Annotated in this window: 22 protein-coding genes; 11 read left to right on the top strand and 11 right to left on the bottom strand. The window is 59.3% G+C overall.

All coding sequences use genetic code 11. The features are described 5' to 3' along the window. Positions 1 to 8: 8 nt before the first annotated feature. Positions 9 to 2,084 (bottom strand): AsmA family protein, encoded by a 2,076-nt coding sequence (locus tag AC3IUF_RS02865; RefSeq protein WP_414893217.1) that lies wholly within the window; start codon positions 2,082 to 2,084, stop codon positions 9 to 11. 384 nt (positions 2,085 to 2,468) lie between these two features. Here AC3IUF_RS02865 and AC3IUF_RS02860 point away from each other — a divergent pair, with 384 nt between their 5' ends. From AC3IUF_RS02860 to AC3IUF_RS02830, 7 genes are all read left to right on the top strand, one after another. Beyond that, complete coding sequence (locus AC3IUF_RS02860; protein ID WP_095113518.1) at positions 2,469 to 2,936, top strand: hypothetical protein; 468 nt, start codon at positions 2,469 to 2,471, stop codon at positions 2,934 to 2,936. 155 nt (positions 2,937 to 3,091) lie between these two features. Further along, complete coding sequence (locus AC3IUF_RS02855) at positions 3,092 to 3,724, top strand: TetR family transcriptional regulator (RefSeq protein ID WP_007915913.1); 633 nt, start codon at positions 3,092 to 3,094, stop codon at positions 3,722 to 3,724. A 300-nt stretch (positions 3,725 to 4,024) separates the two neighbouring features. After that, positions 4,025 to 4,525: an urease accessory protein UreE gene (gene ureE / locus AC3IUF_RS02850; RefSeq protein WP_414916657.1), complete on the top strand. Its 501-nt coding sequence runs from the start codon at positions 4,025 to 4,027 to the stop codon at positions 4,523 to 4,525. After that, positions 4,522 to 5,196 carry an urease accessory protein UreF gene (locus AC3IUF_RS02845; protein ID WP_007915911.1) on the top strand — a complete coding sequence of 225 codons (675 nt, stop codon included), beginning with the start codon at positions 4,522 to 4,524 and terminating at the stop codon, positions 5,194 to 5,196. The genes ureE and AC3IUF_RS02845 overlap by 4 nt, the downstream gene beginning before the upstream one ends. 12 nt (positions 5,197 to 5,208) lie before the next feature. Next, on the top strand, positions 5,209 to 5,823 hold the full coding sequence (gene ureG, locus AC3IUF_RS02840) for an urease accessory protein UreG (protein WP_007915910.1): 615 nt from the start codon (positions 5,209 to 5,211) through the stop codon (positions 5,821 to 5,823). Between the two features lie 27 nt (positions 5,824 to 5,850). Continuing rightward, positions 5,851 to 6,423 carry a HupE/UreJ family protein gene (locus AC3IUF_RS02835; protein WP_489280310.1) on the top strand — a complete coding sequence of 191 codons (573 nt, stop codon included), beginning with the start codon at positions 5,851 to 5,853 and terminating at the stop codon, positions 6,421 to 6,423. Between the two features lie 199 nt (positions 6,424 to 6,622). Continuing rightward, entirely contained in the window at positions 6,623 to 7,756 is a 1,134-nt protein-coding gene (locus tag AC3IUF_RS02830; RefSeq protein WP_489280308.1) for an AGE family epimerase/isomerase, read from the top strand. A gap of 108 nt (positions 7,757 to 7,864) precedes the next feature. Here AC3IUF_RS02830 and AC3IUF_RS02825 read toward each other — a convergent pair whose 3' ends face one another. From AC3IUF_RS02825 to amaB, 9 genes are all read right to left on the bottom strand, one after another. Further along, positions 7,865 to 8,770, bottom strand: a complete 906-nt coding sequence (locus AC3IUF_RS02825; protein ID WP_489280307.1) for a cation diffusion facilitator family transporter — start codon at positions 8,768 to 8,770, stop codon at positions 7,865 to 7,867. Positions 8,771 to 8,970: 200 nt separating this feature from the next. After that, on the bottom strand, positions 8,971 to 9,735 hold the full coding sequence (locus tag AC3IUF_RS02820; protein ID WP_007915905.1) for an SDR family oxidoreductase: 765 nt from the start codon (positions 9,733 to 9,735) through the stop codon (positions 8,971 to 8,973). An 840-nt stretch (positions 9,736 to 10,575) separates the two neighbouring features. After that, positions 10,576 to 11,292: an ABC transporter ATP-binding protein gene (locus AC3IUF_RS02815; protein ID WP_007915900.1), complete on the bottom strand. Its 717-nt coding sequence runs from the start codon at positions 11,290 to 11,292 to the stop codon at positions 10,576 to 10,578. Continuing rightward, positions 11,289 to 12,161, bottom strand: a complete 873-nt coding sequence (locus AC3IUF_RS02810) for an ABC transporter ATP-binding protein (protein WP_007915898.1) — start codon at positions 12,159 to 12,161, stop codon at positions 11,289 to 11,291. Before AC3IUF_RS02810 ends, AC3IUF_RS02815 begins: the two co-directional genes overlap by 4 nt. Beyond that, the gene (livM, locus tag AC3IUF_RS02805) at positions 12,158 to 13,459 is read right to left on the bottom strand and encodes a high-affinity branched-chain amino acid ABC transporter permease LivM (RefSeq protein WP_007915896.1); all 1,302 of its coding nucleotides are present in this window, start codon (positions 13,457 to 13,459) and stop codon (positions 12,158 to 12,160) included. Before livM ends, AC3IUF_RS02810 begins: the two co-directional genes overlap by 4 nt. Positions 13,460 to 13,462: 3 nt before the next feature. Further along, on the bottom strand, positions 13,463 to 14,377 hold the full coding sequence (locus AC3IUF_RS02800) for an ABC transporter permease subunit (protein WP_007915894.1): 915 nt from the start codon (positions 14,375 to 14,377) through the stop codon (positions 13,463 to 13,465). Positions 14,378 to 14,618: 241 nt separating this feature from the next. Then, on the bottom strand, positions 14,619 to 15,752 hold the full coding sequence (locus AC3IUF_RS02795; RefSeq protein ID WP_007915892.1) for an ABC transporter substrate-binding protein: 1,134 nt from the start codon (positions 15,750 to 15,752) through the stop codon (positions 14,619 to 14,621). Positions 15,753 to 16,120: 368 nt separating this feature from the next. Next, positions 16,121 to 17,404 carry an L-pipecolate oxidase gene (gene amaA, locus AC3IUF_RS02790; protein ID WP_489280304.1) on the bottom strand — a complete coding sequence of 428 codons (1,284 nt, stop codon included), beginning with the start codon at positions 17,402 to 17,404 and terminating at the stop codon, positions 16,121 to 16,123. A 158-nt stretch (positions 17,405 to 17,562) separates the two neighbouring features. Then, entirely contained in the window at positions 17,563 to 19,053 is a 1,491-nt protein-coding gene (amaB, locus tag AC3IUF_RS02785) for an L-piperidine-6-carboxylate dehydrogenase (RefSeq protein WP_007915887.1), read from the bottom strand. 163 nt (positions 19,054 to 19,216) lie between these two features. On the opposite strand from amaB, the gene AC3IUF_RS02780 reads away from it, so the two are divergent. The 3 genes from AC3IUF_RS02780 to nadE all read left to right on the top strand — a co-directional run bounded on the left by AC3IUF_RS02780 (position 19,217) and on the right by nadE (position 22,388). Continuing rightward, on the top strand, positions 19,217 to 20,119 hold the full coding sequence (locus AC3IUF_RS02780) for a LysR family transcriptional regulator (RefSeq protein ID WP_127925629.1): 903 nt from the start codon (positions 19,217 to 19,219) through the stop codon (positions 20,117 to 20,119). A 213-nt stretch (positions 20,120 to 20,332) separates the two neighbouring features. Further along, positions 20,333 to 21,556 (top strand): nicotinate phosphoribosyltransferase, encoded by a 1,224-nt coding sequence (gene pncB, locus AC3IUF_RS02775; RefSeq protein WP_095113512.1) that lies wholly within the window; start codon positions 20,333 to 20,335, stop codon positions 21,554 to 21,556. 4 nt (positions 21,557 to 21,560) lie between these two features. Continuing rightward, complete coding sequence (nadE, locus tag AC3IUF_RS02770; protein WP_007915880.1) at positions 21,561 to 22,388, top strand: NAD(+) synthase; 828 nt, start codon at positions 21,561 to 21,563, stop codon at positions 22,386 to 22,388. Between the two features lie 172 nt (positions 22,389 to 22,560). Here the strand turns inward: nadE and azu are convergent, their stop codons facing one another. Further along, positions 22,561 to 23,007, bottom strand: a complete 447-nt coding sequence (gene azu, locus AC3IUF_RS02765) for an azurin (protein WP_007915878.1) — start codon at positions 23,005 to 23,007, stop codon at positions 22,561 to 22,563. A 340-nt stretch (positions 23,008 to 23,347) separates the two neighbouring features. Here azu and AC3IUF_RS02760 point away from each other — a divergent pair, with 340 nt between their 5' ends. After that, positions 23,348 to 23,935: a cytokinin riboside 5'-monophosphate phosphoribohydrolase gene (locus AC3IUF_RS02760; RefSeq protein ID WP_123376907.1), complete on the top strand. Its 588-nt coding sequence runs from the start codon at positions 23,348 to 23,350 to the stop codon at positions 23,933 to 23,935. Positions 23,936 to 23,954: the final 19 nt, after the last annotated feature.

The raw sequence follows: 23,954 nt of genomic DNA, 5'->3' as shown, positions 1-23,954 counted from the left end.
AGCACCGATTACTTGGTCGGTTTTACGGTGACAGGCGCCTTGCCCGCCTTCATCTGCTCCAGCAACGGCGCGCACTGATTCGGCTCACCGCCACTCGGCGCCACCAGCGCCAACAGCCCCGCCGCCGGTGCGGCAATCACGCCCAACGCAACCATCCCCGCTCCACGCAACATCAGCGGCACGGCCTTCACGCCGGCATCCGGCTTGATGAACTTGCCCCGCACATACAGCGGCGAACGCAGGGAGATCAAACGCCAGCCCTTGGATTCCGGCGTCACCGTCAGATCCAGTTGCTCGGTGGCCATGTTCGCCGTGCCGTCGATATAGATGATCGCGTTCTCGGTATCGAAGACAAACAGCTGCGTGGTCGCCAGACCGGTCTTGATGTCAAAGTCGGCCGCTGCGCAATTGATCTTCACTTCCTTATCGCCAAAGATCTTGCCGACCACATAGTTGCCGACGTTGAGCCCGGCCAGTTCCATCAGCTCACGGCTGATCGCGCCGTCGTTGATCAACATCTTCAATTTGCCGTTGGCGCCGCCCAGCAGCTTGGCCACCGAGTTGCCGCGACCAGTGATATCGGCGTCGCCATTCAGCTCACCAAAACTGGTCTTCATCGGTTCGAAAGTCGGGAACAGCTCCTTGAGCTTGAAGCGGCGCGCGGTCAGTTTGGCCCGGCCTTCCAGCGGTTCGGTGCGGCCGTTAAGGCGAATCTGTGCATCGAGATTACCGCCAGCGACACCGAAGCGCAGTGGCTCCAGACTGAGCTCACCGTCATTGAGCTTAAGGTGGGTATAGAGGTCGTTGAACGGCAGTTTCTCGCTGTGGACGATGCGCTTGCCGGTGAACTCGACGTCGGCGTCCATCGCGCGCCAGCGATCAGTCTTGAACTCTTCCACCGGCAGCACTTTATCGGCCGGCTGTTTGCTCTCGCCACCGCGGGCCTTTTGCTTGTCATTGGAGTCGGCGCCGATCAGCGGTGCGAGGTCAGCGAACAACAGTTGATTGGAGAGCAACGCGCCGCTGAGTTTTGGTCGCGGCTGGCTGGCGACGTAGGTCAGGTCACCATGAATATCACTGCTGCCGATCTTGCCGTTGAACTGCTCATAGGTAAATTTCGCCCCGGCCTCGTCATGCAGCTTGGCGATCAAATGGCCGTCGGTGGCGTACGGTGGCGTATCCGGCAGGGTCACGCCGGTCAGCGGATAGAGATTGCCGAGGCTGGCGCCGGCCAGTTTCAAGCGCAGATCGAGGGCGCCGAGATTGAGCGGATCGGTCAGCGTGCCAGCCAGTTCGATGCTGGTGTCGCCGATCTTCGCCTGGGCCTGCAGCGGGAATGGCTTGCGCGCATCCTGCAAGGCGAGCAACCCGCCGATCTTGCCTTGGCCGGTGAGGTTCTGCCCGTGGTATTGGCCTTTGACCTTCAAGGCAAACGCATAATCCTGCGGCGCACCGCCCTTGTCCTGCGCGGTTTTCGCCGCCTTGGCACCAACGATGTCGCTGTACGGGATCGGCTTGCCCAGCGGATCGATCAGCACATCGAGATTGGTCTTGAGTGTCTGATCGTCGAGGGTGACGTGCCCCTTGTCGAACCCGATCGCGCCGATGTCGACCACCCAGTTCGACGGTTCAGCGTTCGGATCTTTCGGGTCGAACTTGAACGTCCAGTTGGCGCGGCCATCGGCCAGACGCTGCAACTGGGCATTGGGCTCGGTCAGGTCGATGCGCGGAATCACCACCCGTTGCGCCAACAGCGCCAGCGGCGAGATACGCAGCTCAACGCGCTTGAGCGTGACCATCTGCGGTTGCTTCGACCAGTCCGGGTTGCCCAGGCTCAAGTCCTCGGCGACCACGTGCGGCCACGGCACCCACGCGCGCCAGCCACCCTCGTCCGGCTCGCGCTGCCAGATCACCGCGAGATTGCCGTTGATGGCAAACGGTCGGTGCAGTTCTTCCGAGACTTTGGCGTTGAGCGGCGGTTTGATCCGGTTCCAGTCGAAGAACACGATGATCAATACCAGCACGGCCAGTAGCAGCACGAGGATGGCGAAGGTCCAGCTGAAGATTTTTCCAGTGCGCGTCATGCACAAAGCTCCTGATCACGACCGCACGCAAAGACTGCAGCGCACGGCTGAAACGGCGGGCCAAAGCGGCCCTCATGAAATCTACGACTGGCAAACCAGCCGCAGGTTTAATCGAAAGGCCGATTACTGCGCAAAAAGTCGCGCGAAATCTGACCAACCAGTCGAACAGTGTTACCGCGACCGCACTTTTGCGAGGCGCGAGTGAGTCGGAAATACCCACCCCGGTGCAAAACCGTCGGCCGGAAAGCCGCGATCTAGAGCCTCCCGGCAGAACAATCAATTCTGTTGATTATTACCATTGCGTTTATGAACTTTTATATCGACTTATCGAGAGTAGCATTGCCCTCGTACCCACTTTATCGCCCTCCCAAGGAGCAACCCATCATGAAACGCCAATTACTGCTCAGCCTTACCCTGTCGATGCTAGCCAGCACTGCTTTCGCCCTGCCCGCTGCCGACCAAGCGACTCCGCAAGTTAAATCCAGCCACTCGGTATTCAGCCAAACCGTAGCAGCTGATGGTTCGGACCGTACTCCACAAGGCCAGACCCTGGCTGAAGGCGGCCGCGATCGCCTGGAAGAGAAAGGTCTGGTTCAAGACGGCTACGACAAGACTCCTCAAGGTCAAACTCTGGCGTCTGACGGTAGCGACCGCACTCCACAAGGCCAGACCCTGGCGTCCGACGGTAGCGACCGCACCCCACAAGGCCAGACCCTGGCTTCTGACGGCGGCGACCGCACCCCACAAGGCCAGACCCTGGCTTCCGATGGCGGCGACCGCACTCCACAAGGCCAGACCCTTGCCGAAGGTGGTGGTGACCGTGTGATCGAACGCAACAGCGCTTTGAGCTAAGCCCATGGCGGCCTCGAAAAAAAGCCCAATCCACGGATTGGGCTTTTGACTTTTCCGGCCCGATAAAATCTTCCGCTGCATGCCCTCCCGTTCGACGCCGACAAAGCCGATTTGCTAGAGTGCGGCGCTTGTCCTGCCAAAGAACACACCCTGCGATGCTGCCCCGCGCCGAACAGAAACAACAGACCCGCAACGCCTTGATGGACGCTGCCCGCCACCTGATGGAAAGCGGCCGAGGATTCGGCAGCCTGAGCCTGCGTGAAGTGACGAAAACCGCCGGGATTGTGCCCACCGGTTTCTACCGGCATTTTGCCGATATGGACGAGTTAGGCCTGGTGCTGGTCAGCGAAGTCGGCCAGACCTTCCGCGAAACCATTCGCTTGGTGCGCCACAACGAATTCGTCATGGGCGGCATTATCGACGCCTCGGTGCGGATTTTCCTCGACGTGGTCAGCGCCAATCGCTCGCAATTCCTGTTTCTTGCGCGCGAGCAGTACGGCGGTTCGCTGCCGGTGCGCCAGGCGATCGGGCGCTTGCGCGAGAACATCAGTTCCGACCTCGCGGCCGACCTGACGATGATGCCCAAGCTGCAGCATCTGGATGCCGCCGGTTTGAGCGTGATGGCTGACCTGATCGTCAAATCGGTGTTCGCTACCCTCCCCGACATCATCGACCCGCCCGCCGAAGCCCTGCCGGAGCATCTGACGCCGCAGGCGAAGATCACCCAGCAACTGCGCTTTATCTTCATTGGCCTCAAGCACTGGCAAGGGCTAGGCAGTACCGAGTAACAACCTCTTCCTTACTGATACATCCGGTCCCCTGTAGGCCTTCGCCTGCTCGCGATAGCGGTTTAACAGCTACATATTTGCTGACTGACACTGCGCTATCGCGAGCAGGCTCACTCCTACAAAGGTGCGGTGTCACAGCCTCTATTTGGTGCATAAAAAAATCTTCACGCACCAAAACCTTTCATATTCCCGCAACATCTTGAAACATCCACTACGCTCCGACAGGGATTTCCTACATCTCGTCCGATTGGCAAGGCCCTTGCTCTAGCCAGAGTATTGTCCATAGCTGGAAGTTTTCCGATGCTGGTGATTCACCGCAGAATCGACCCTCAACCCGTCTGGGCCGCCGAGTTGCACCTGACCTTCGAAGCACGGAGCAAAAGCCGTTTGCGCTGTTTCAGTGCCGAGGACGAAGACGTCGGGTTGTTTTTGGAGCGCGGTCAGTCGCCGCTGTATGACGGCGAATGCCTACAGGCTGAAGACGGCCGCATCGTCCGCGTCTGCGCCCGTCCCGAACACCTGTTGCATGTCACCTGCGCCAACGCCTTCGAACTGACCCGCGCTGCCTATCACTTGGGTAACCGCCACGTCGCCCTGCAAGTCGGCGATGGCTGGCTGCGTTTGCTCGACGACTACGTGCTCAAAGCCATGCTGGAACAGCTTGGTGCGCAGGTCGAAGCGATCGAAGCGCCATTCCAGCCGGAGCACGGCGCCTATGGCGGCGGCCATCACCATTCACGCCACGGCGACGAAGACTTCAATTACGCGCCGAAACTCCATCAGTTCGGCGTACGCCTGTGAATCCGGCCTGGGCGCTGCTGCGCCTGGCCAGTCCGCAGCTGCCGATTGGTGGCTACAGCTATTCACAAGGCCTGGAAATGGCGGTGGATAACGGCCGCGTCAACAATCCGGACAGCGCTCGGCGCTGGATCAGCGATCAGTTGCTGCTCAACCTCGCTCGCTTCGAAGCGCCGCTATTGCTCGCGCATTGCCAGGCGGCGGCGGATGAACAGTGGGCTGATTTGCAGATCCTTTGCGAAAGCCATCGCGCCAGTCGCGAGACGCGCGAGTTGCATCTGGAGAGCCGGCAGATGGGCTATTCGTTGCAGCAGTTGCTCAACGGTTTGCCAGAACTCGACGCATCCGCCCGCAGCTTTCTCGATCAATGCACTGAACCGCATCTGGCCCTGTGCTGGGCGCTGGCCGCGCGTGCCTGGGGCATCAACCCGCAGGACGCGCTCGCCGCATGGTTGTGGAGCTGGCTGGAAAACCAGCTCGCCGTATTGATGAAAACCCTGCCGCTGGGTCAGCAAGCCGCGCAACGCCTGACCAGCGAACTGCTGCCGCTGCTGCAACAGGCGCAGCAGGACGCCAGCCGAATCGATCCCGAACACATGGGCAGCGCCGCGTTTGGTCTGTCCCTGGCGTGCATGGCCCACGAGCGCCAGTACAGCCGACTCTTCCGTTCTTAGGAGAAATACTCGATGAACACACAACCTCTGCGCGTCGGCATCGGCGGCCCGGTCGGTTCCGGCAAAACCGCGTTGACCCTGGCCCTGTGCCTGGCGCTGCGCGAGCGCTACAACCTCGCCGTGGTCACCAACGATATCTACACCCGCGAAGACGCCGATTTCCTCGTGCGCAACGAAGCCCTTGCACCGGAGCGGATCATCGGCGTGGAAACCGGCGGCTGCCCGCACACGGCGATCCGCGAAGACGCCTCGATCAACCTTGAAGCGGTCGATCAACTGAACCGGCGTTTTCCGGGGCTGGATCTGATTCTGGTGGAATCCGGCGGCGACAACCTCTCGGCGACTTTCAGCCCGGAGCTGTCCGACCTGACCATCTACGTGATCGACGTCTCGGCCGGCGACAAGCTGCCGCGCAAGGGCGGACCGGGGATCTGCAAATCCGATCTGCTGGTGATCAACAAGATCGACCTCGCACCGCTGGTGGGCGCCTCGCTGGAGATGATGGACAGCGACACCAAACGCATGCGCAACGGCAAGCCGTTCGTTTTCAGCAACCAGAAAACCGGTCAGGGCCTTGAGCAAATCATCGCCTTCATCGAACGCCAGGGCCTGCTGACCGCAGCCTGATTCACTGCTCAACAAGGAAGCTTATCCATGACACTCAAACGTATTCTTGGCGCTGTGGCGCTGCTGCTGACGCCGGCATTGGCTTTCGCACACCCGGGGCATGGCGACAGTGGCTTGATCGCCGGTATCAGCCACCCGATCGGCGGCCTCGACCATTTGCTAGCGATGGTGGCGGTCGGTTTGTGGGCGGCGCAGCAGCAAGGCGCGGCGCGCTGGGCGCTGCCGTGCACATTTGTCGGCACCATGTTGATTGGCGGCATGCTTGGGTTTGAAGGGCTGGAATTGCCGGCACTGGAAAGCGGGATTGCCGCGTCGGTGCTGGCGTTGGGTCTGGCGGTGGCGCTGGCGGTGCGTCCGCCGTTGGTCATGGCGGTGGTGGCGACGGCGGTATTTGCGCTGTTCCATGGCGTGGCGCATGGCTTGGAACTGCCGGACATGAGCAGTCCTTGGGCGTATGCGGCGGGTTTTGTGGCCGCGACAGCTGCACTGCATGCGGCGGGTTATGGAGTAGTGCGTTTCCTGCCTAAGGCTGCGGCACCGTTGGTGCGCCTTGCAGGTGCTGCCTCAGCAATAACAGGCGCCTGGCTGCTGGCAGGCTAATCTCCATCGCCTGTACCGGTCTCATCGCTGGCAAGCCAGCTCCCACAAGGATATTTGGTGTTCACACAATTGTGGACTGACCCAATCACCTGTGGGAGCTGGCTTGCCAGCGATGACGGCCGATCAGACACCAAGACTCTAACGGCCGCCGCTCTGCTACCATGTCGCGCAATCGCCCCAGCCGTGACGACGTCCGCCCATGCCCCACGCTTCCCGCTCCACCTCCCTGCCTGAATTGACCGCCCTGTTTGGCGCTGTGCAACAGCACTTCGTCGACGTGATCGTGCCGCTCTGGCAAGGCCCGGGCTGGAACGCCGACATGGCGTTGCCCTATGAGGCGCTGGACGCCGCGCATCAGCCGCTGCCACCGCAGCGCTACCGGGCGATGGCCTGTGCGCGACAGCTGTATCTGTTTTCCAGTCTGATCGGAGTTGTGGATAACGCTGAAGTCCGTGCGGCGGCGCTGTTCCGCTCCTTGCAACGGCACTTTCATGATGCCGATCATGGCGGCTGGTTCTATAGCATCGATGCGCAGGGCAAGCCGCTGGATCAGCGCAAGGATCTCTACACCCACGCGTTTATCCTGTTTGCCTGCGCGCATTATTGGGCAAAGTCCGGCGATCCGCTGGTCGAGTCGACGCTGAACGCGGCCCTGGAAATCATTGGCCGACGCTTCGCCACCGGCGATGGATTGTACGAAGCCTGCCTGGAACGCGACTGGATCACCCTGCAAACCGGTCCGCTGCAAAACCCGTTGATGCATCTGGCCGAAGCATTCCTCGCGACCCTTGCCGTGCGCGAAGATGCCCAGACGCAGAAAGCACTGCTGGAGTTATGCACAGCCATGCACAAGCGGTTCGTCGATCCGCAATATGGCGTGTTGATGGAGAAGCCTCTCGGCGCTGTGGATAACTGGTATGAGCCGGGGCACCAGTTCGAATGGTATTTCCTGCTGGAATCGTCTGCGGTGTTGCGGGGTTCGAAACTGCACGCGGCGCTCGACCGGGCGTTTGCCTTCACCGAGCAATACGGTGTGGTGCAGCCATCCGGCGCGGTGCGGGCAATGCTCGATCTGGAAATGGACGGACGCCCGCGAGACTCGACTCAGCGGATCTGGGCTCAGGCGGAATATCTGCGCGCGCTGACCTTGCGTCAGGGCAGTGAAGCGGTGGTGCTGCGCCAGTTGCAGGCGTTGCAGCAGCGGTTTCTGCACGCGGGTGGCTGGCATGAGTGTCGGGATGAATTGGGCGAGGTGAGTCGCAAGGACATGCCTTCGACTACGCCGTATCACTTGGCGACTTGCTATAGCGGCCTGGCTGAATATCTGCGCTGACGGATAAATAGCTATCGCGAGCAGGCTCACTCCTACAGGGAACGCATTCCAAATGTAGGAGTGAGCCTGCTCCGGGCGGCAATCCGACGAATGGCCGTTACGTGGTCTTCAGGCAATCCATTTCTTGTCCCCGGTAAAACTGATGGTCAACCAGCGCGCCGCATCCGGCTTGCCCAGCTTCGCCGAAATCTCCTCGCGCAACGTATCCAGCTGTCCGACATGGCTCAGCGCATAATCCGCTGGCAACACCACATGAATCTCGATAAACCGCGCCCGCCCGTGCTTCTGCACGTACGACACGTAATCGTCGAAACCATGCTCGGTTTTCGCCGCGTCCATCACTTGGCGCACCTGATCATCCAGCGTGTCCGGGGCAATCCCCAGCACATCGCGCAGCGCCGGCCCAAGGATCTTGAACGCCGGCGGCAACATGGTCAGCGCCAGCACGATCAGGATCAGCGGATCGACATACACCGCCCACTGGCCATAACCCTGGGACTTGAGCAGCAACGCCGCAAGGAAACTGATCAACAGGCCTACCGACAGCATCGCGTCCACCAGCCAGCTGATGTTGTCGAACTGGATCAGGCTGGATTTGAGCTTGCGGTTACGCTGGCGCACGTAGAAGAAGTAGGCGAATTCGACCACGGTAAACACCGCGGCATAAATGATCACCAGTCCTAACTCGATGTCGCGGCCACCGTTGATGATGCCGAACACGCCGTTGAGAAACGCGTAGATCGCGATCAACATCAGGAAGCTGCCTTCGATTAGCAGCACCATGGGTTCCAGGTGCCAGAAACCGAACTGGAAACGGTGGTTGCTTTCCTTGGCGATCAGCTTGGCAGTGATCAGCATCAGGACTTTGATGAACGTTGCGATCAGCGAGAAAAAACCATCAAACAGGATGGACTGGGAACCTGAAACAAAACCGGTGACGATCCCGGCAATCGCCACCGCCAACATCAGAATGGTCGATTGTTTGAGCAGTGCCTGCTCACCTCGGTTACTCACTTTGACTCCTCGAAAAACCTTGAAAACCGCGGGGTGCGGTTGGGTTGTTGCGAGGGGAGTTTACCTTATCGCCATTTTTTGCCTGTTCTGGCCTCATCGCTGGCAAGCCAGCTCCCACAAGTATCGAGCCGTTCACAAGATTTGTGTACGCCAATAAATCTGTGGGAGCTGGCTTGCCAGCGATTGGCCTTAACGCGGTGTCAGGCCTTATTGCGCTCAATGGCAAACCCGGCCCAGGTCTGACTCACCGGCATCAATTCCAGGCTGTTGATGTTGATGTGCGCCGGCGCATTCATTACCCAGAAAATCGTTTCGGCGATGTCCTGCGGCTGGATCGGCTCGGCACCGGCGTAAGTCGCGTTGTAACGCTCCTGATCGCCAGCAAAACGCACCAGCGAGAACTCGCTTTCGCACAGCCCCGGCTCGATGTTGCTGACCCGCACACCGGTGCCCTGCAAGTCGCAACGCAGGTTCAGCGAGAACTGTTTAACGAACGCTTTGGTCGCGCCATACACGTGGCTGCCCGGGTACGGATAGTTGCCCGCGATGGAGCCAAGGTTGACGATGCCGGCGCCACGGCCATGGGCAATCAGGCGCGGCAGCAGCAGGCGGGTTGCGTACATCAGGCCTTTGACGTTGGTGTCGACCATGGTGTCCCAATCGTCCAGATCGCACTTCGGCGCCGGGTCCACGCCCAGTGCCAGACCTGCGTTGTTGATCAGGCCACGCAGCTTGGCGAACGATGGCGGCAAGTTGGCAATCGCCTCCTCCATCGCCTTGCGATCGCGCACATCGAGCACCAGGCCATGCACTTCGGTCTGCTTCGACAGCTCGGCGCACAGCGCATTGAGGCGTTCTTCACGACGACCGGTCAGCACCAGTTTCCAGCCAGCCTCGGCAAAACGGCGGGCACAGGCTTCACCAAATCCGGACGTCGCGCCGGTGATAAACAGGGTGTTGGACATCGTGTTCTCCTTGCTTCGACCGCCGGGGCAGCCCTTGGAATAGAAAATCAGCAGGCAGCATGCCCGCACGCGCATTCACGGGCAACACCCACAAGCTGTACAAAAAACAACCAATCGCACCAACGCTATAGCAACCGTGGCCTGTAGCCATGTGCACGCATGTTATCCACAGTCCCTTCCACAGTTTCCGGGGGCAAGTGCAAACGCGCAAAGCCGCGCCACACAAGGCTTTGCGGGCGAAATAGAAAGTTTTTTGCTTGACCCTGAAGTGGCGGATGTGCGGGACATGGCATTTTGCACGAGCGGACAGTCAACACAGTGATTGCGCGAGGCCAGTAATTACGGCCCTCAGCGCAGTCTTTCCAGAGTTTAATCACAGACTTATCCACAGGCTTGTTGACATGCAATGGCCGCTGAGGTGGCACCCAAAAAAAGGTTGACAACGACGTCTCCTGCTCTCGTAAAAACGCCTGATCAAAAAACAACCACATCCTTGCAGGCCACGGCTTACAAGGCGCGCAGCCAGATACACCCACGTTATTCACAGCCAGCTCCACAGTAACCGGGGACAAGTCAAAACTGTGGAAAAACAGCCATTTGCAGCGTCTATATGTCGCGCTTTGGCAGCTATGGGAATTTGTTTTCCACAATTCCACGCAAGACTTGAAATCACTGATCAATTCCCTGTAGGAGCTGCCGAAGGCTGCGATCTTTTGATCTTTAAAGACAACATCAAAAGATCGCAGCCTTCGGCAGCTCCTACACAGGCGTGCGGTATGTTTGCGGAATGAAAAAGCCCCGGGACTTGCGTCGCCGGGGCTGTGCATAACGCTGGAAGAATCAGTGCCCGCCCAGATAGGCGTTACGCACCTCCTCATTCACCAGCAACTCTTTACCCGTGCCGGTCAGGCGAATCTCGCCGTTGACCATCACATACGCGCGGTCAGACAGTTTCAGCGCATGGTTGGCGTTCTGCTCGACCAGAAAAATGGTCATGCCGGTTTTCGCCAATTCGCGCAGGGTCGCAAAGATCTGCTTCACCACAATCGGCGCCAACCCGAGGCTAGGTTCATCGAGCAGCAACAGCTTCGGTCGACTCATCAGTGCCCGAGCAATGGCGAGCATTTGCTGTTCACCGCCAGACATGGTCATCGCCCGTTGGTTACGTCGCTCTTCCAGCCGTGGAAACAGCGTAAACATGCGCTGCATGTCCTCTTTGGCGTACTTGTCGCCAATCGGGATGGTGCCCATCAGCAGGTTCTCCTCGACGGTCATGTCGGGAAACACCCGCCGCCCTTCCGGCGACTGCGCAATGCCGTTGGAAGCAATGTAGTGCGAGGACTTGTGGGTGATATCGACGCCTTGATAAAGGATCTGCCCGCCCGCGGCCCGTGGCTGGCCGAAGATCGACATCAGCAACGTCGATTTCCCCGCCCCGTTGGAGCCGATCAGGCTGACGGTTTCCCCTTCATTGATCTGCAGCGACACACCTTTGAGGGCCTGGATCGGACCGTAGAAGACGTCGAGGTCTTTGAGTTCGAGGATCGGTTGCGTCATACCAGCTCCTCTTCATCGGCGCCCAGATAGGCCGCGATCACTTTCGGATCGTTGCGGATCGCTTCAGGCCCGCCTTCGGCGATGACGATGCCGTGGTCCAGCACCACGATGTGATCGGAAATGCTCATTACCATGCCCATGTCGTGTTCGATCAGCACCACGGTCAGATCGTGCTCGTCGCGCAGCAGCCGGATCATCGCGCTCAGCGCTTCGGTTTCCTGAGGGTTGAGGCCGGCAGCCGGTTCGTCGAGGCAGATGATCTGTGGCCGCGTGCACATGGCCCGGGCGATCTCCAGACGGCGTTGCTGGCCGTAGGAGAGTTCACCGGCGAGCCGGTTGGCGCAGTCGACCAGATCGACCACTTCCAGCCAGTAGAAGGCGCAGTCCAGCGCGTCGCTTTCGGCCTTGCGATAGCCCTTGGTGTTGAGGATGCCGGCGAGCATGTTGCGGTTGACCCACATGTGCTGGGCCACCAACAGGTTTTCCAGTACCGACATTTCCTTGAACAGACGAATGTTCTGGAATGTCCGCGCCAGGCCTGCACGGTTTACCAGGTGCGTACCGCCGAACATCTTGTAGTACATGCGGCTGAGGAAGGATTTCGGCGAGACAAAATCCGTCGGTTTGAACGACTCACCCAGCAACTGAATGACGTTGGTCTGCTGGCCGCGCACATTGAGTTCGATCTTGCCGCCGGTGGCTTTGTAGAACCCGGTCAGGCAGTTGAACACCGTGGTCTTGCCGGCGCCGTTGGGGCCGATCAGGGCGAAGATCGAGTTGCGTTTGACCTTCAGGCTGACATCGCTCAAGGCCTTTATGCCACCGAAATGCATCATCAGTTTTTCAACAGAGAGTACGACTTCACTCATGGCGCAGTCCTCTCATAGTGAATGGCACCTTTGCGTGGAGTGACCCCGGTACGGCTGATGCGAATCAGCCCGCGTGGTCGCCAGATCATCATCAACACCATCAGGATGCCGAACAGCAGCACGCGATATTCAGCGAAGCCGCGCAGCAATTCCGGAGCGACGGTGAGTACGAATGCCGCAATCACCACGCCGATGGTCGAGCCCATGCCGCCGAGCACGACAATGGCGAGGATCAGTGCCGATTCGAAGAAGGTGAACGAGGTCGGGTTGACGAAGCCCTGGTAGGTGGCGAAAAACACCCCGGCCAGACCTGCGGTCGATGCACCGATAGTGAACGCCGAGAGCTTGACCAGCACGTGGTTGAGGCCCATCGAGCGGCAGGCGATTTCATCTTCCCGCAAGGCTTCCCAAGCGCGACCGACCGGCATTTTCACCAGCCGATGCTTGATGTACAGCACAGCCAACACCACGAGGAACAACACCGCGTAGATGAAGTAATACTTCACGTCCGGGTTGTAGGCGATGCCGAAGAACTCGTGAAACGGCACCCCGCCATCCTTCGCCCGTTTGCCGAATTCCAGACCGAAGAACGTCGGCAGTGGCGCCGGCATACCGTTCGGGCCGCCGGTCAGCGACAACCAGTTGTTGAGGACCAGGCGAATGATTTCACCGAAGCCCAAGGTCACGATTGCCAGATAGTCGCCGTGCAGACGCAACACCGGGAAGCCAAGGATGCACCCGGCCAGCCCGGCAGTGATCGCCGCCAGCGGCAACACCGTCCAAAAGCCCAGACCGAGATACTGATAACCGAGCGCCAGACCGTAGGCACCGATGGCATAGAACGCCACGTAACCCAGATCGAGCAGACCGGCCAGACCGACCACAATGTTCAACCCCAACCCCAGCAGCACGTAGATCAATCCGAGGATCACCACGCCCAGCAGATAGGAGTTGGAAACAAACGGCACGATGATCGCCAGCACAATCAGCAGCGGGATGATCCAGCGCAGGCTCGATTTATGGTCGCTTGGCAGCACATGCACACCGGAACCGGTGCTCTCGAATCCGTCGAGGATCTTCAGGCCCTTGGGTGTTTGCAGGAACAAGCTGAGGGCGAAGCGGCCGATCATGACAATGCCGATAATCCACGCCACGCGGGTCGGCTCAAGATTGAAGCTGTAACCCTCGAGTACGACGCCGACAATCGGCCCGAATACGATCAGGGCAATCAGGCCGGCCAGAATCGCCTCAACCAGGCTTTTTTTGATATCAATGCTTTTTTGAGTGGTTGAAGACATCGCTTACACCTTCGACACAAGAGGACGGCCCAACAGGCCCTGCGGCCGGAAGACCAGAACAAGTACGAGCAGCGAGAAGCTGAACACGTCTTTGTAGTCGGAGTTGACCAGACCGGAGAACAGCGACTCGGAAATGCCGAGGATGATCCCGCCGAGCATGGCCCCGGGCAGCGAACCGATCCCGCCAAGCACCGCCGCGGTGAACGCCTTGATGCCGATGATGAAGCCGGCATAGAAGTCGAAAGTGCCGTAGTTCATGGTGATCAGCACGCCGGCCAGCGCCGCCATGGCTGCACCGATGATGAACACATAGGAAATGACCCGATCGGTATTGATGCCGAGGATCGAAGCCATCTTGCGGTCTTGCTGGGTCGCACGGCACATGCGTCCGAGCTTGGTGTACTTGATGACGTAGGTCAGCAGGCCCATGCCGACGAACGCGGCCACCAGAATGAAGACTTTGGTGTAGGTCAGTTGCACGAAGCCAGTACCGACTTCAACACGCCACGCCCCGGTCAGCAGGGTAGGCACACCCTGTTGTTTGGCGCCTTGGGCGATCTGTGCGTAGTTTTGCAGGATCAGGGAGATACCGATGGCGCTGATCAACGGTGCCAGTCGGGTCGAGTTGCGCAGGGGTTTGTAAGCGACACGCTCGATGACCCAGCCATACACCGCCGTGATCACGATGGTGAAAATCAGGGTGCCGAGCATCAGCAGCGGGAAGGATTCAATACCGAAGTACGCCAGCAGAGCCAGACTGATTGCCGCCAGGTAAGCAGAAATCATGTAAACCTCGCCGTGGGCGAAGTTGATCATGCCGATGATGCCGTAGACCATTGTGTAGCCGATGGCGATCAGGCCATAGACCGACCCGAGGGTCAGGCCGTTGACCAGTTGCTGCAGGAAAATACCATCCATAACGCAATCTCACGCAGTGAGAACCTGCACACCTGTGATGTGCGGTTCTTCTAGGAAAAATACAGATTTACGTCGGAGCAATGTCAGAGCGCGAACAGTTCGATCACCGCAGGACCTTGTGGGAGCTGGCTTGCCAGCGATAGCGGTAGAACATTCAACACAGTTGTCGACTGTCAGGCCGTCATCGCGGGCAAGCCCGCTCCCACAGGGATTTGCGGAGTTCAAACGGTCGCGTCAGCCCTTACTTCTGTTTTTCCAGCTGGTGATATTTGCCGTCCTTGTCCCACTGGTAAACCACGTAGTCGGAGACTTTCAGGTCGCCCTTGGAGTCCCAGGTTTTTTCGCCCATGACGGTTTTCACCGGATTTTTCTTCAGCCAGGCTGCGGCCTCTTCGCCCTTGTTGGACTTGGCACCGTTGAACGCGGCAGCCAGGGTCTGCACCGAAGCGTAGGCGTACAGGGTGTAACCCTCAGGCTCGGTACCGGCCTTGCGGAAAGCGTCTACCACAGTCTTGCTGTCTGGCAGCAGGCGCGGGTCGGCGCCGAAGGTCATCAGCACGCCGTCGACGAATTGCGGGCCACCGGCGGTGGTCACCAGTTCGTCAGTCACGATGCCGTCATCGGACATGAACTTGACGTCTTTCAGGCCTTGTTCACGCAGCTGGCGAACCAGCGGGCCGGCCTCCGGGTGCAGACCGCCGAAGTAGACGACGTCGGCGCCGGCGCCACGGATCTTGGTGACGATGGTGCTGAAGTCTTTTTCGCCACGGGTCAGGCCTTCGTACAACACAGGCGTCACGCCGCGCTTGACCAGTTGTGCCTTGGTGGCATCCGCCAAGCCTTGGCCGTAGGTGTCTTTGTCGTGCAGCACAACGACTTTCTTGCCCTTGAGCACATCAACGATGTAGTCGCCGGCCACGATGCCTTGCTGGTCATCACGCCCGCACATACGGAACATGGCGCTGAGGCCGCGCTCGGTGACTTGCGGGTTGGTCGAACCCGGGGTGATCGCGATGATCCCGGCTTCGTCATAGATTTCCGACGCTGGAATGGTCGAAGAGGAGCAGAAGTGGCCGACTACACCGGCGACTTTCTGGTTGGTGAGGTCCTTGGCGACCGTCACGGCCTGCTTCGGCTCGCAGGCGTCATCGCCTTTGACCAGAACGATTTTCTCCCCGTTGACGCCACCCGCCGCGTTGACTGCATCAGCCGCTGCCTGTGCACCCTTCATGTACTGCTCGCCAAATGCCGCGTTGGCGCCCGTCATTGGACCCGCTACACCGATTTTCACATCAGCTTGAGCAAACGCAGAAACACCCAATGCAGTAGCCACTGCGAGGGCCAGAAAGCCTTTCTTGTAAAACGTCTGGGACATGAGGTGGTGCTCCAAGGTTTTTTTTAGTTGGCACTGCGACTTCACTTCACTGAATGCTCAGAGCAAGGGCCGTGCCATCGGTTTTTTATTCTTCAAAAAGTCGCTGCTTTCTTGTTATTTCGACTGTTTCGTTCCCATTTTCATTGGGCGTGCAACCGTCTAAACCGCGGAAGGTGAAACCATTTATTTTTTCAGGCGCAACCCGCACGCGCCATCATTGCAACCGCGGCGCCAAACGACGTGCAACCAGCGTGTAACAGCCCGCGTCACCGAACTGCACACTGCTGGTGCGGGACTGCTACAACCCGCACCATTACAGGCTAGTCGCTGCATCGAAAAGCGCCGCTTCCGGCAACATATTTCAACACTCAAATGACGATGCGCAGGCACTGGCCCGCGTGATACAGCGAGAAACCGGCCTCGTACAGGCAACTGCGCAAGCCCACGCCGGCCAAGGGCTGCATCGGTGCGAAGGGAATCGGCAGGGCTTGCGGATTGCCGTTACACAGATAATCAGCGAAAGCCTTGCCGACCACGGTGCCGGTAGTGACGCCACGGCCGTTGTAACCGGTGACGGCCACCAGTCCCGGCGCCGGCTCGAACAAACGCATGAGGTGATCGGGTGTAAACGCAATGCGCCCGGTCCAGGTGCATTCCCACTCGACGGGTTTCAGACTGGGGAAGTAATGCTGCTGCACGCGATCGGCCCAGGCCTTGAGAAACCAGGTCGGCTTCTGATTGCCGTTGCCGAGGCTGCCGAGCAATAACCGGCCTTCTTTGTCGCGACGAATGCTGCTCAGCACTTGCCGCGTATCCCACGAGCCCTGCCCGCCCGGGAGAATTTGCTGCGCGGCGTCTTCGGTCAACGGCACCGACGCGACCTGATAGTAGTAACCGGGGAAGAAGTTGCGCTTGAGCTCGGTCCAGTCGCCTTCGGTGTAGGCGTTGGAGGCGATGACCACTTGCTCGGCCAGCACCGAACCGTGCTCGGTCTGCACCGACCATTTCGTGCCCTGACGCTCAAGGCGAGTGACCGGTGAATGATCGAACAGTTGCCCGCCGAGACCGCTTACCGCATTGGCCAGCCCGGTGACATAAGCCATCGGATTGAGCGTACCGGCGCGGCGATCAAGCAACGCAGCGGCGATTTTTTGCGTGCCCGTGGCTTGCTCGCACGCCTTGCCAGTGAGCAATTCGACTGGCGCGCCACGGCGTTTCCATTGTTGTTCACGACTGCGCAGATCCGCTTCGCCCTTGGCGTTGTGCGCCATGTGCAGGGTGCCTTCGCGGCGTAACTGACAATCGATGTTGTACTTATCCACAAGGCTGAACACCAGCGCTGGCGCCGCCCCGAGCATGCGATTGAGCTGACTGCCGACCGCTTCGCCAAACCCGGCTTCGATCTCGTCCGGTGGAATCCACATGCCAGCGTTGACCAGCCCGACGTTGCGCCCGGAACCACCGTGACCAGCGCGATGGGCCTCCAGCACGCAGACGCTTTTGCCCTTTTCCAACAGATGCAGCGCCGCCGACAACCCGGTAAACCCGGCGCCGATCACGCAGACATCGACCTTCACTTCGCCCCGCAGCCCGGTGTTATCCGGCCTTTGCGGTGTGAGTTTTTCCCACAGACATTCTTCGCGTAACGGCATTGCCAGACTCCAACAGAAACCTAACAAACACTGCAAAATGATCGTTCCCACGCTCTGCGTGGGAATGCAGTCAGGGACGCTCTGCGTCCCAAAAGCGAACGCGGAGCGTCCGCTGAGGCATTCCCACGCAGAGCGTGGGAACGATCGATCTCAACCTATCAGTCGAATGTGATGCCCTGCGCCAGCGGCAGCTCCAGCGAGTAGTTCACGGTGTTGGTCTGCCGGCGCATGTACGCGCGCCACGCATCGGAGCCGGACTCACGACCGCCACCGGTTTCCTTCTCGCCACCAAAAGCGCCGCCGATTTCGGCACCGCTCGGGCCGATGTTGACGTTGGCGATACCGCAATCACTGCCCACCGCCGACATGAACTGCTCGGCTTCACGCACGTCCGTGGTGAAAATGCACGACGACAAACCTTGCGGTACAGCGTTATTCAGGCGCAGCGCTTCCTGGAAATCGCTGTAGCCGACCACGTAGAGGATCGGCGCAAAAGTTTCACTGCAGACCACGTCGCTCTGCTCCGGCATTTCAACGATGGCCGGCGAAACGTAGTAAGCGTTAGGGAATTGATCTTCGAGTTGGCGCTTGCCGCCGAACACCCGGCCGCCCTCGCTCAATGCCTGTTCCAGCGCGTCCTGCATGTTTTCGAAGCTGTGCTTGTCGATCAGCGGGCCGACCAGATTGCCTTCCAGCGGGTTGCCAATGCGCACTTTCGAGTAGGCAGCCTTGAGACGCGTGACGATTTCTTCTTTGACCGACTCATGAGCGATCAGACGGCGCAAGGTGGTGCAGCGCTGGCCGGCCGTGCCGACCGCACTGAACAGAATTGCGCGCACGGCCATGTCGAGATCCGCGCTCGGGCCGAGGATCATCGCGTTGTTACCGCCCAATTCCAGAATGCTGCGAGCGAAACGAGCGGCGACTTTCGGCGCCACTTCGCGGCCCATGCGTGTGCTGCCAGTGGCGCTGATCAACGCAACACGCGGGTCATCGACCAAGGCTTCGCCAGCGTCGCGGCCACCAATAATCACCTGGCAAAGATTCGCTGGGGCGTCGGTGAAATTCTTCACTACACGATCAAACAGCGCTTGGCAGGCCAACGCGGTCAGCGGAGTTTTCTCCGACGGTTTCCACACCACCGGGTTACCGCAGACCAGCGCCAGCGTGGTGTTCCACGCCCACACCGCCACCGGGAAGTTGAACGCGCTGATCACCCCGACCACGCCCAGTGGGTGCCAGGTTTCACGCATGTGGTGGCCCGGACGCTCGGAGGCGATGGTCAAACCGTACAACTGGCGGGACAGGCCGACGGCGAAATCGCAGATGTCGATCATCTCCTGCACTTCACCCAGACCTTCCTGGGTGATCTTGCCAGCCTCCCAGGAAACCAGCTCGCCAAGATCAGCCTTGTATTCGCGCAGCACTTCACCGAATTGACGCACCAGCTCGCCGCGACGCGGGGCCGGCACCTTGCGCCATTGCTCGAACGCATGATCTGCGCGACTGATGTGCTGCTCGACTTCGGCCGGGCCTTCCCAGTTGACGGCGGCGATGCGGCTGCCGTCGATCGGCGAATGCACCGGCACTTTGCCGTTCTGATAAAGGGCCGGGTTCACACCAAGACGATCAAGCAATGCGGCAACCATGGGTCACTCCTCAAGCAAAAAACTGAATGTGTGCGGACGCTTTTTCGCGACCGGGCAGGCCTTTAGTTGTAGCGTCACAATGGCAAGGCAACAAACGACCTTTACGCGAGATATCATTCCGTTTATTCATGCTGGGCATAGAAAGACAAGAAAAGGATCAGCCATGCTGAACAAACGCCACCTGCCATCGATCACCGCATTGCAGTGTTTCGAGGCCGTGACCCGTCACCTGAGTTTCACCCGCGCCGCCGAGGAGCTGAACCTGACCCAGAGCGCAGTGAGCAAACAGGTCGCGCAGCTTGAAGAGCTGCTGCAGCACTTGTTGTTCCGCCGGGTGCGTCGGCGCTTGCAGATGACCCCGGCCGGGGATTTGTACTTGGTCGAAGTACGAAAAATCCTCACGCAAGTGGAAATGTCGACGCATTACCTGCGTTCCTACGGTGGTGAAACCGAAGTCCTGCGCGTGTCTACGCCATCGACCTTCGGCGCGCGCTGGCTGGTGCCGCGCCTGAAAGGCTGGCGTCTGCGCCATCCATCGATTCACCTGGATTTGTGCAACGAGCAAGAAGCGGATGATCTGCTGCAAGGGCGCAGTGATCTGGCGTTCTATTTCGGTCAGGGCTCACGGCCCGGCACTGAATGCCTGAAGTTGTTCGGCGAAGAACTGGTGCCGGTGTGCGCGCCGGGCAGCCTGCCGGACACGCCGTTCACTGATCCGACGCAACTTACCGATCTGGTCCTCCTGCAAAATGCCTCGCGCCCGCAAGCCTGGCACGACTGGTTCGACAGTCAGGGTTACCAGACCGAACACAGCTACCACGGGCCGCGTTTCGAAACCTTTTATATGTGCATCCGCGCCGCGCAGGTCGGTTGCGGTGTGGCGTTGTTGCCACGGTTTCTGGTGGAAGAGGAATTGGCCGACGGCAAACTGGTCATTCCCTTTGAGCATGCCATGCCCAGCACTGATGCCTATTACCTGGCGTACCCGGAGCATGCGGCGGAAGTGCCCAAGGTGCGGGACTTTGTGAAGTGGATGCTCGAACAGATCGACAGCCCGGAAATTTGACTCGATTGAAAAATGTGAGAGCGAGCCTGCTCGCGAAGAGGTCGGCACATTCAATACCCATTTCGACTGAATTGACGCCTTCGCGAGCAGGCTCGCTCCCACCAGGGTTCTGCGGTGATCTAAAAAATTGCTGGCAATCTTCGTCCCTGATATGCGCCACTAGCGCCATTGTTTGAGACCGCGCACAGGCGCGGCGCACCTGGAGACCCCGTTATGAGCGAGAGCGTGTTTGCCGATCGCATCGTGCAGAACCTGCTCGACACCGACTTCTACAAACTGACGATGATGCAGGCGGTGCTGCACAACTACCCCAACGTCGAAGTCGAATGGGAGTTTCGTTGCCGTAACAGCGAAGATCTGCGCCCGTATCTGGCCGAGATCCGTTTTCAGATCGAGCGTCTGGCCGAACTGAGCCTGAGCGCCGATCAACTGAGTTTTCTTGAGCGCATCAGCTTCCTCAAACCGGATTTCCTGCGTTTTCTCGGATTGTTCCGCTTCAACCTGCGCTATCTGCACACCGGTATCGAGAACGGCGAACTGTTCATCCGTCTGCGCGGGCCGTGGCTGCATGTGATTCTCTACGAAGTGCCGTTGCTGGCGATCGTCAGCGAAGTGCGCAATCGCTATCGCTACCGCGAAACCGTGCTTGAACAAGCGCGCGAACAGCTCTATCGCAAGTTCGACTGGCTGACCGCCAACGCCTCGGCCGACGAGTTATCGCAGTTGCAGGTCGCCGACTTCGGCACCCGCCGGCGCTTTTCGTTCGGCGTGCAGGCAGAAGTGGTGAACGTGCTCAAGCACGACTTCCCCGGCCGTTTTGTCGGCACCAGTAACGTGCATCTGTCGCGAGAACTGGACATGAAACCGCTGGGCACCATGGCCCACGAATGGATCATGGCGCACCAGCAACTCGGCCCACGGCTGATCGACAGCCAGATCGCCGCGCTCGATTGCTGGGTCCGCGAATACCGTGGCCTGCTGGGGATCGCGCTCACCGATTGCATCACCACCGATGCGTTTCTCGGCGACTTCGACCTGTTCTTCGCCAAGCTGTTTGACGGCCTGCGCCATGACTCCGGCGATCCTGTGGTGTGGGGCGAAAAATGCATTGCGCACTATCACAAGCTCGGCATCGACCCGATGAGCAAGACCCTGGTGTTCTCCGACAGCCTGACCCTGCCCAAGTCGCTGGAGATCTTCCGCGCCCTGCACGGCCGGATCAATGTCAGCTTCGGCATCGGCACCAACCTCACCTGTGACATTCCGGGTGTCGAACCGATGAGCATCGTGCTTAAAATGACCGCCTGCAACGGCCAACCGGTGGCGAAGATCTCCGACGAGCCAGGCAAGTCCCACTGCAAAGACCCGAATTTCGTCGCTTATTTGCGACACGTTTTCCAGGTTCCTGCCGATTCCAGTCTATCTAGCAAGGAGTGAATTCATGCAAGCCGTACAGCGTGAGATTGCTGAACAGCTCAAGGTGCAACCGCCGTTCGCCGACTACCAGGCCCTGCAGGCCGAAGTCGCCCGGCGCATTACCTTTATTCAGGATTGTCTGGTCAATTCCGGGCTCAAGACGCTGGTGCTGGGCATCAGCGGCGGCGTCGACTCGCTGACCGCCGGCCTGTTGGCCCAGCGGGCGATGCGTGAGCTGCGCGACCAGACCGGCGACAACAGCTACAAATTCATCGCCGTGCGCCTGCCGTACGAAACCCAGTTCGACGAGCACGACGCCCAAGCCTCGGTGGATTTCATCGCCCCGGACGAACGTCACACGGTCAACATCGGCCCAGCGGTGAAATCGCTGGCCAGTGAAGTGGCGGCGTTTGAAGGCAAGCACGCGGTGTCGGTGGACTTCGTATTGGGCAACACCAAGGCGCGCATGCGCATGGTCGCGCAGTACACCATCGCCGGCGCGGCGCACGGGTTGGTAATCGGCACCGATCACGCGGCGGAAGCGGTGATGGGTTTCTTCACCAAGTTTGGTGACGGCGCCTGCGATCTGGCACCGCTCAGCGGTCTGGTAAAAAATCAGGTGCGCGCGATTGCCCGCAGCTTTGGCGCGCCGGAGTCGCTGGTCGAGAAAGTGCCAACGGCGGATCTGGAAGATCTGTCGCCAGGCAAACCGGATGAAGCATCGCACGGCGTGACCTATGCCGAGATCGATGCGTTCCTGCACGGTGAGCCGGTGCGTCAAGAAGCGTTCGACATCATCGTCGCGACCTACAACAAGACTCATCACAAACGCGTGATGCCGTTTGCGCCTTAAGCGCTGACGGAATGAAAAAGCCCGCTGAGGAGTGATCCTCAGCGGGCTTTTCTTTGGCCATTGCTTTCATTGATGCGAATGGCCCCTTCGCGAGCAGGCTCGCTCCCACATTGATGGCGCAAACCTGTGGGAGCGAGCCTGCTCGCGAAGAACGATGACGCGGTTGACCGGCTTACTTGACAGTAATGGTGCCTTTCATCATCGAGATGTGGCCTGGGAACGAGCAGAAGAAGCCGTATTTATCAGTGCCGGCCAGCTTCGACACGTCGAAGGTTACCGAGTCAGTTTCCTTGGCACCGATGATTTTGGTGTGCGCGATCACGCGAGCATCGCCATCTTTCAGGTAGTTTTTGTCGATGCCAGCAGCCAGGCCATCAGTGGCGATTGGCTGCATGTCCGCTTCTTTGCTGATTACCAGGTTATGGCCCATGACGTTCTTCGGCAGGCTGCCGGAGTGAGTCAGTTCAACGGTGAAAGTCTTGCAGCTCTTGTCGATCACGATTTCCTTGGTGTTGAAGGACATCTGATCGGTGGAGTCAACGGTGGTTTTGCACTCGGCAGCCATCAATTGGCTGCTGGCCAGCGCCAGCAGGGATACCGCAACAACTTTGGAAAACATGGTGAATCTCCAAGGCAGGGTTAACAAAAACACGAATGGTGGAAAGACTGCCTGAAATCTTCGCAAGTTCCTATGACTTGAGTCAAAAATTGTATACAACTTTCAGGCTATGACACTCATCGAGACAATCTAACGGCCAGAATTCCGGGCCCGGTCTATGATCGGCGCATCTACTGAGACGGAGTGCCTGTCATGTTCTTTAACGGTCTGTTGTGCAGTTTGCTCGCCGCCTACGCCTGTGGCGCCAGCGGTACCTTTGAATCACCGGAACGCGAAGTTTAGCCCTTGGATCGAGGCGTGCCAGCCATTACCCTGTGACGGATTGACCCAGGAGGAAGGCATGTCTCTGAAATCCGTTTGTGTATTTTGCGGTGCCAACGCCGGCACTGTTCCGGCTTACACCGAAGCCGCCATCGCCCTTGGCCGGGCCTTGGCTGAACGCAAGTTGACCCTGGTCTACGGCGGTGGTGCTGTGGGGCTGATGGGCATTGTTGCCGATGCGGCGCTGGCCGCTGGCGGCGAAGTGATCGGCATCATCCCGCAGAGCCTGATGGACAAGGAAATCGGCCACAAAAGCCTGACACGCCTGGAAGTGGTCAACGGCATGCATGCGCGCAAGGCGCGCATGGCTGAACTCAGCGATGCGTTTATCGCCCTGCCCGGCGGTCTCGGCACGCTGGAAGAGCTGTTCGAAGTCTGGACCTGGGGTCAGCTCGGCTACCACGGCAAGCCGCTGGGCCTGCTGGAAGTGAACGGCTTTTACAGCAAACTCACCGCTTTTCTTGACCATATCGTCGGCGAAGGCTTCGTTCGCGCGCCACACCGTGACATGCTGCAAGTGAGCGAATCGCCGCAAACACTGCTCGATGCCCTGGATAACTGGAAGCCGACCATCACGCCCAAGTGGGTCGACCAAAAACCCGGCTAACCACGAGGCACCGATACAG

Source organism: Pseudomonas sp. KH_040 (assembly GCF_057839305.1).
This window is presented reverse-complemented; position numbering and strand designations above follow the sequence as displayed.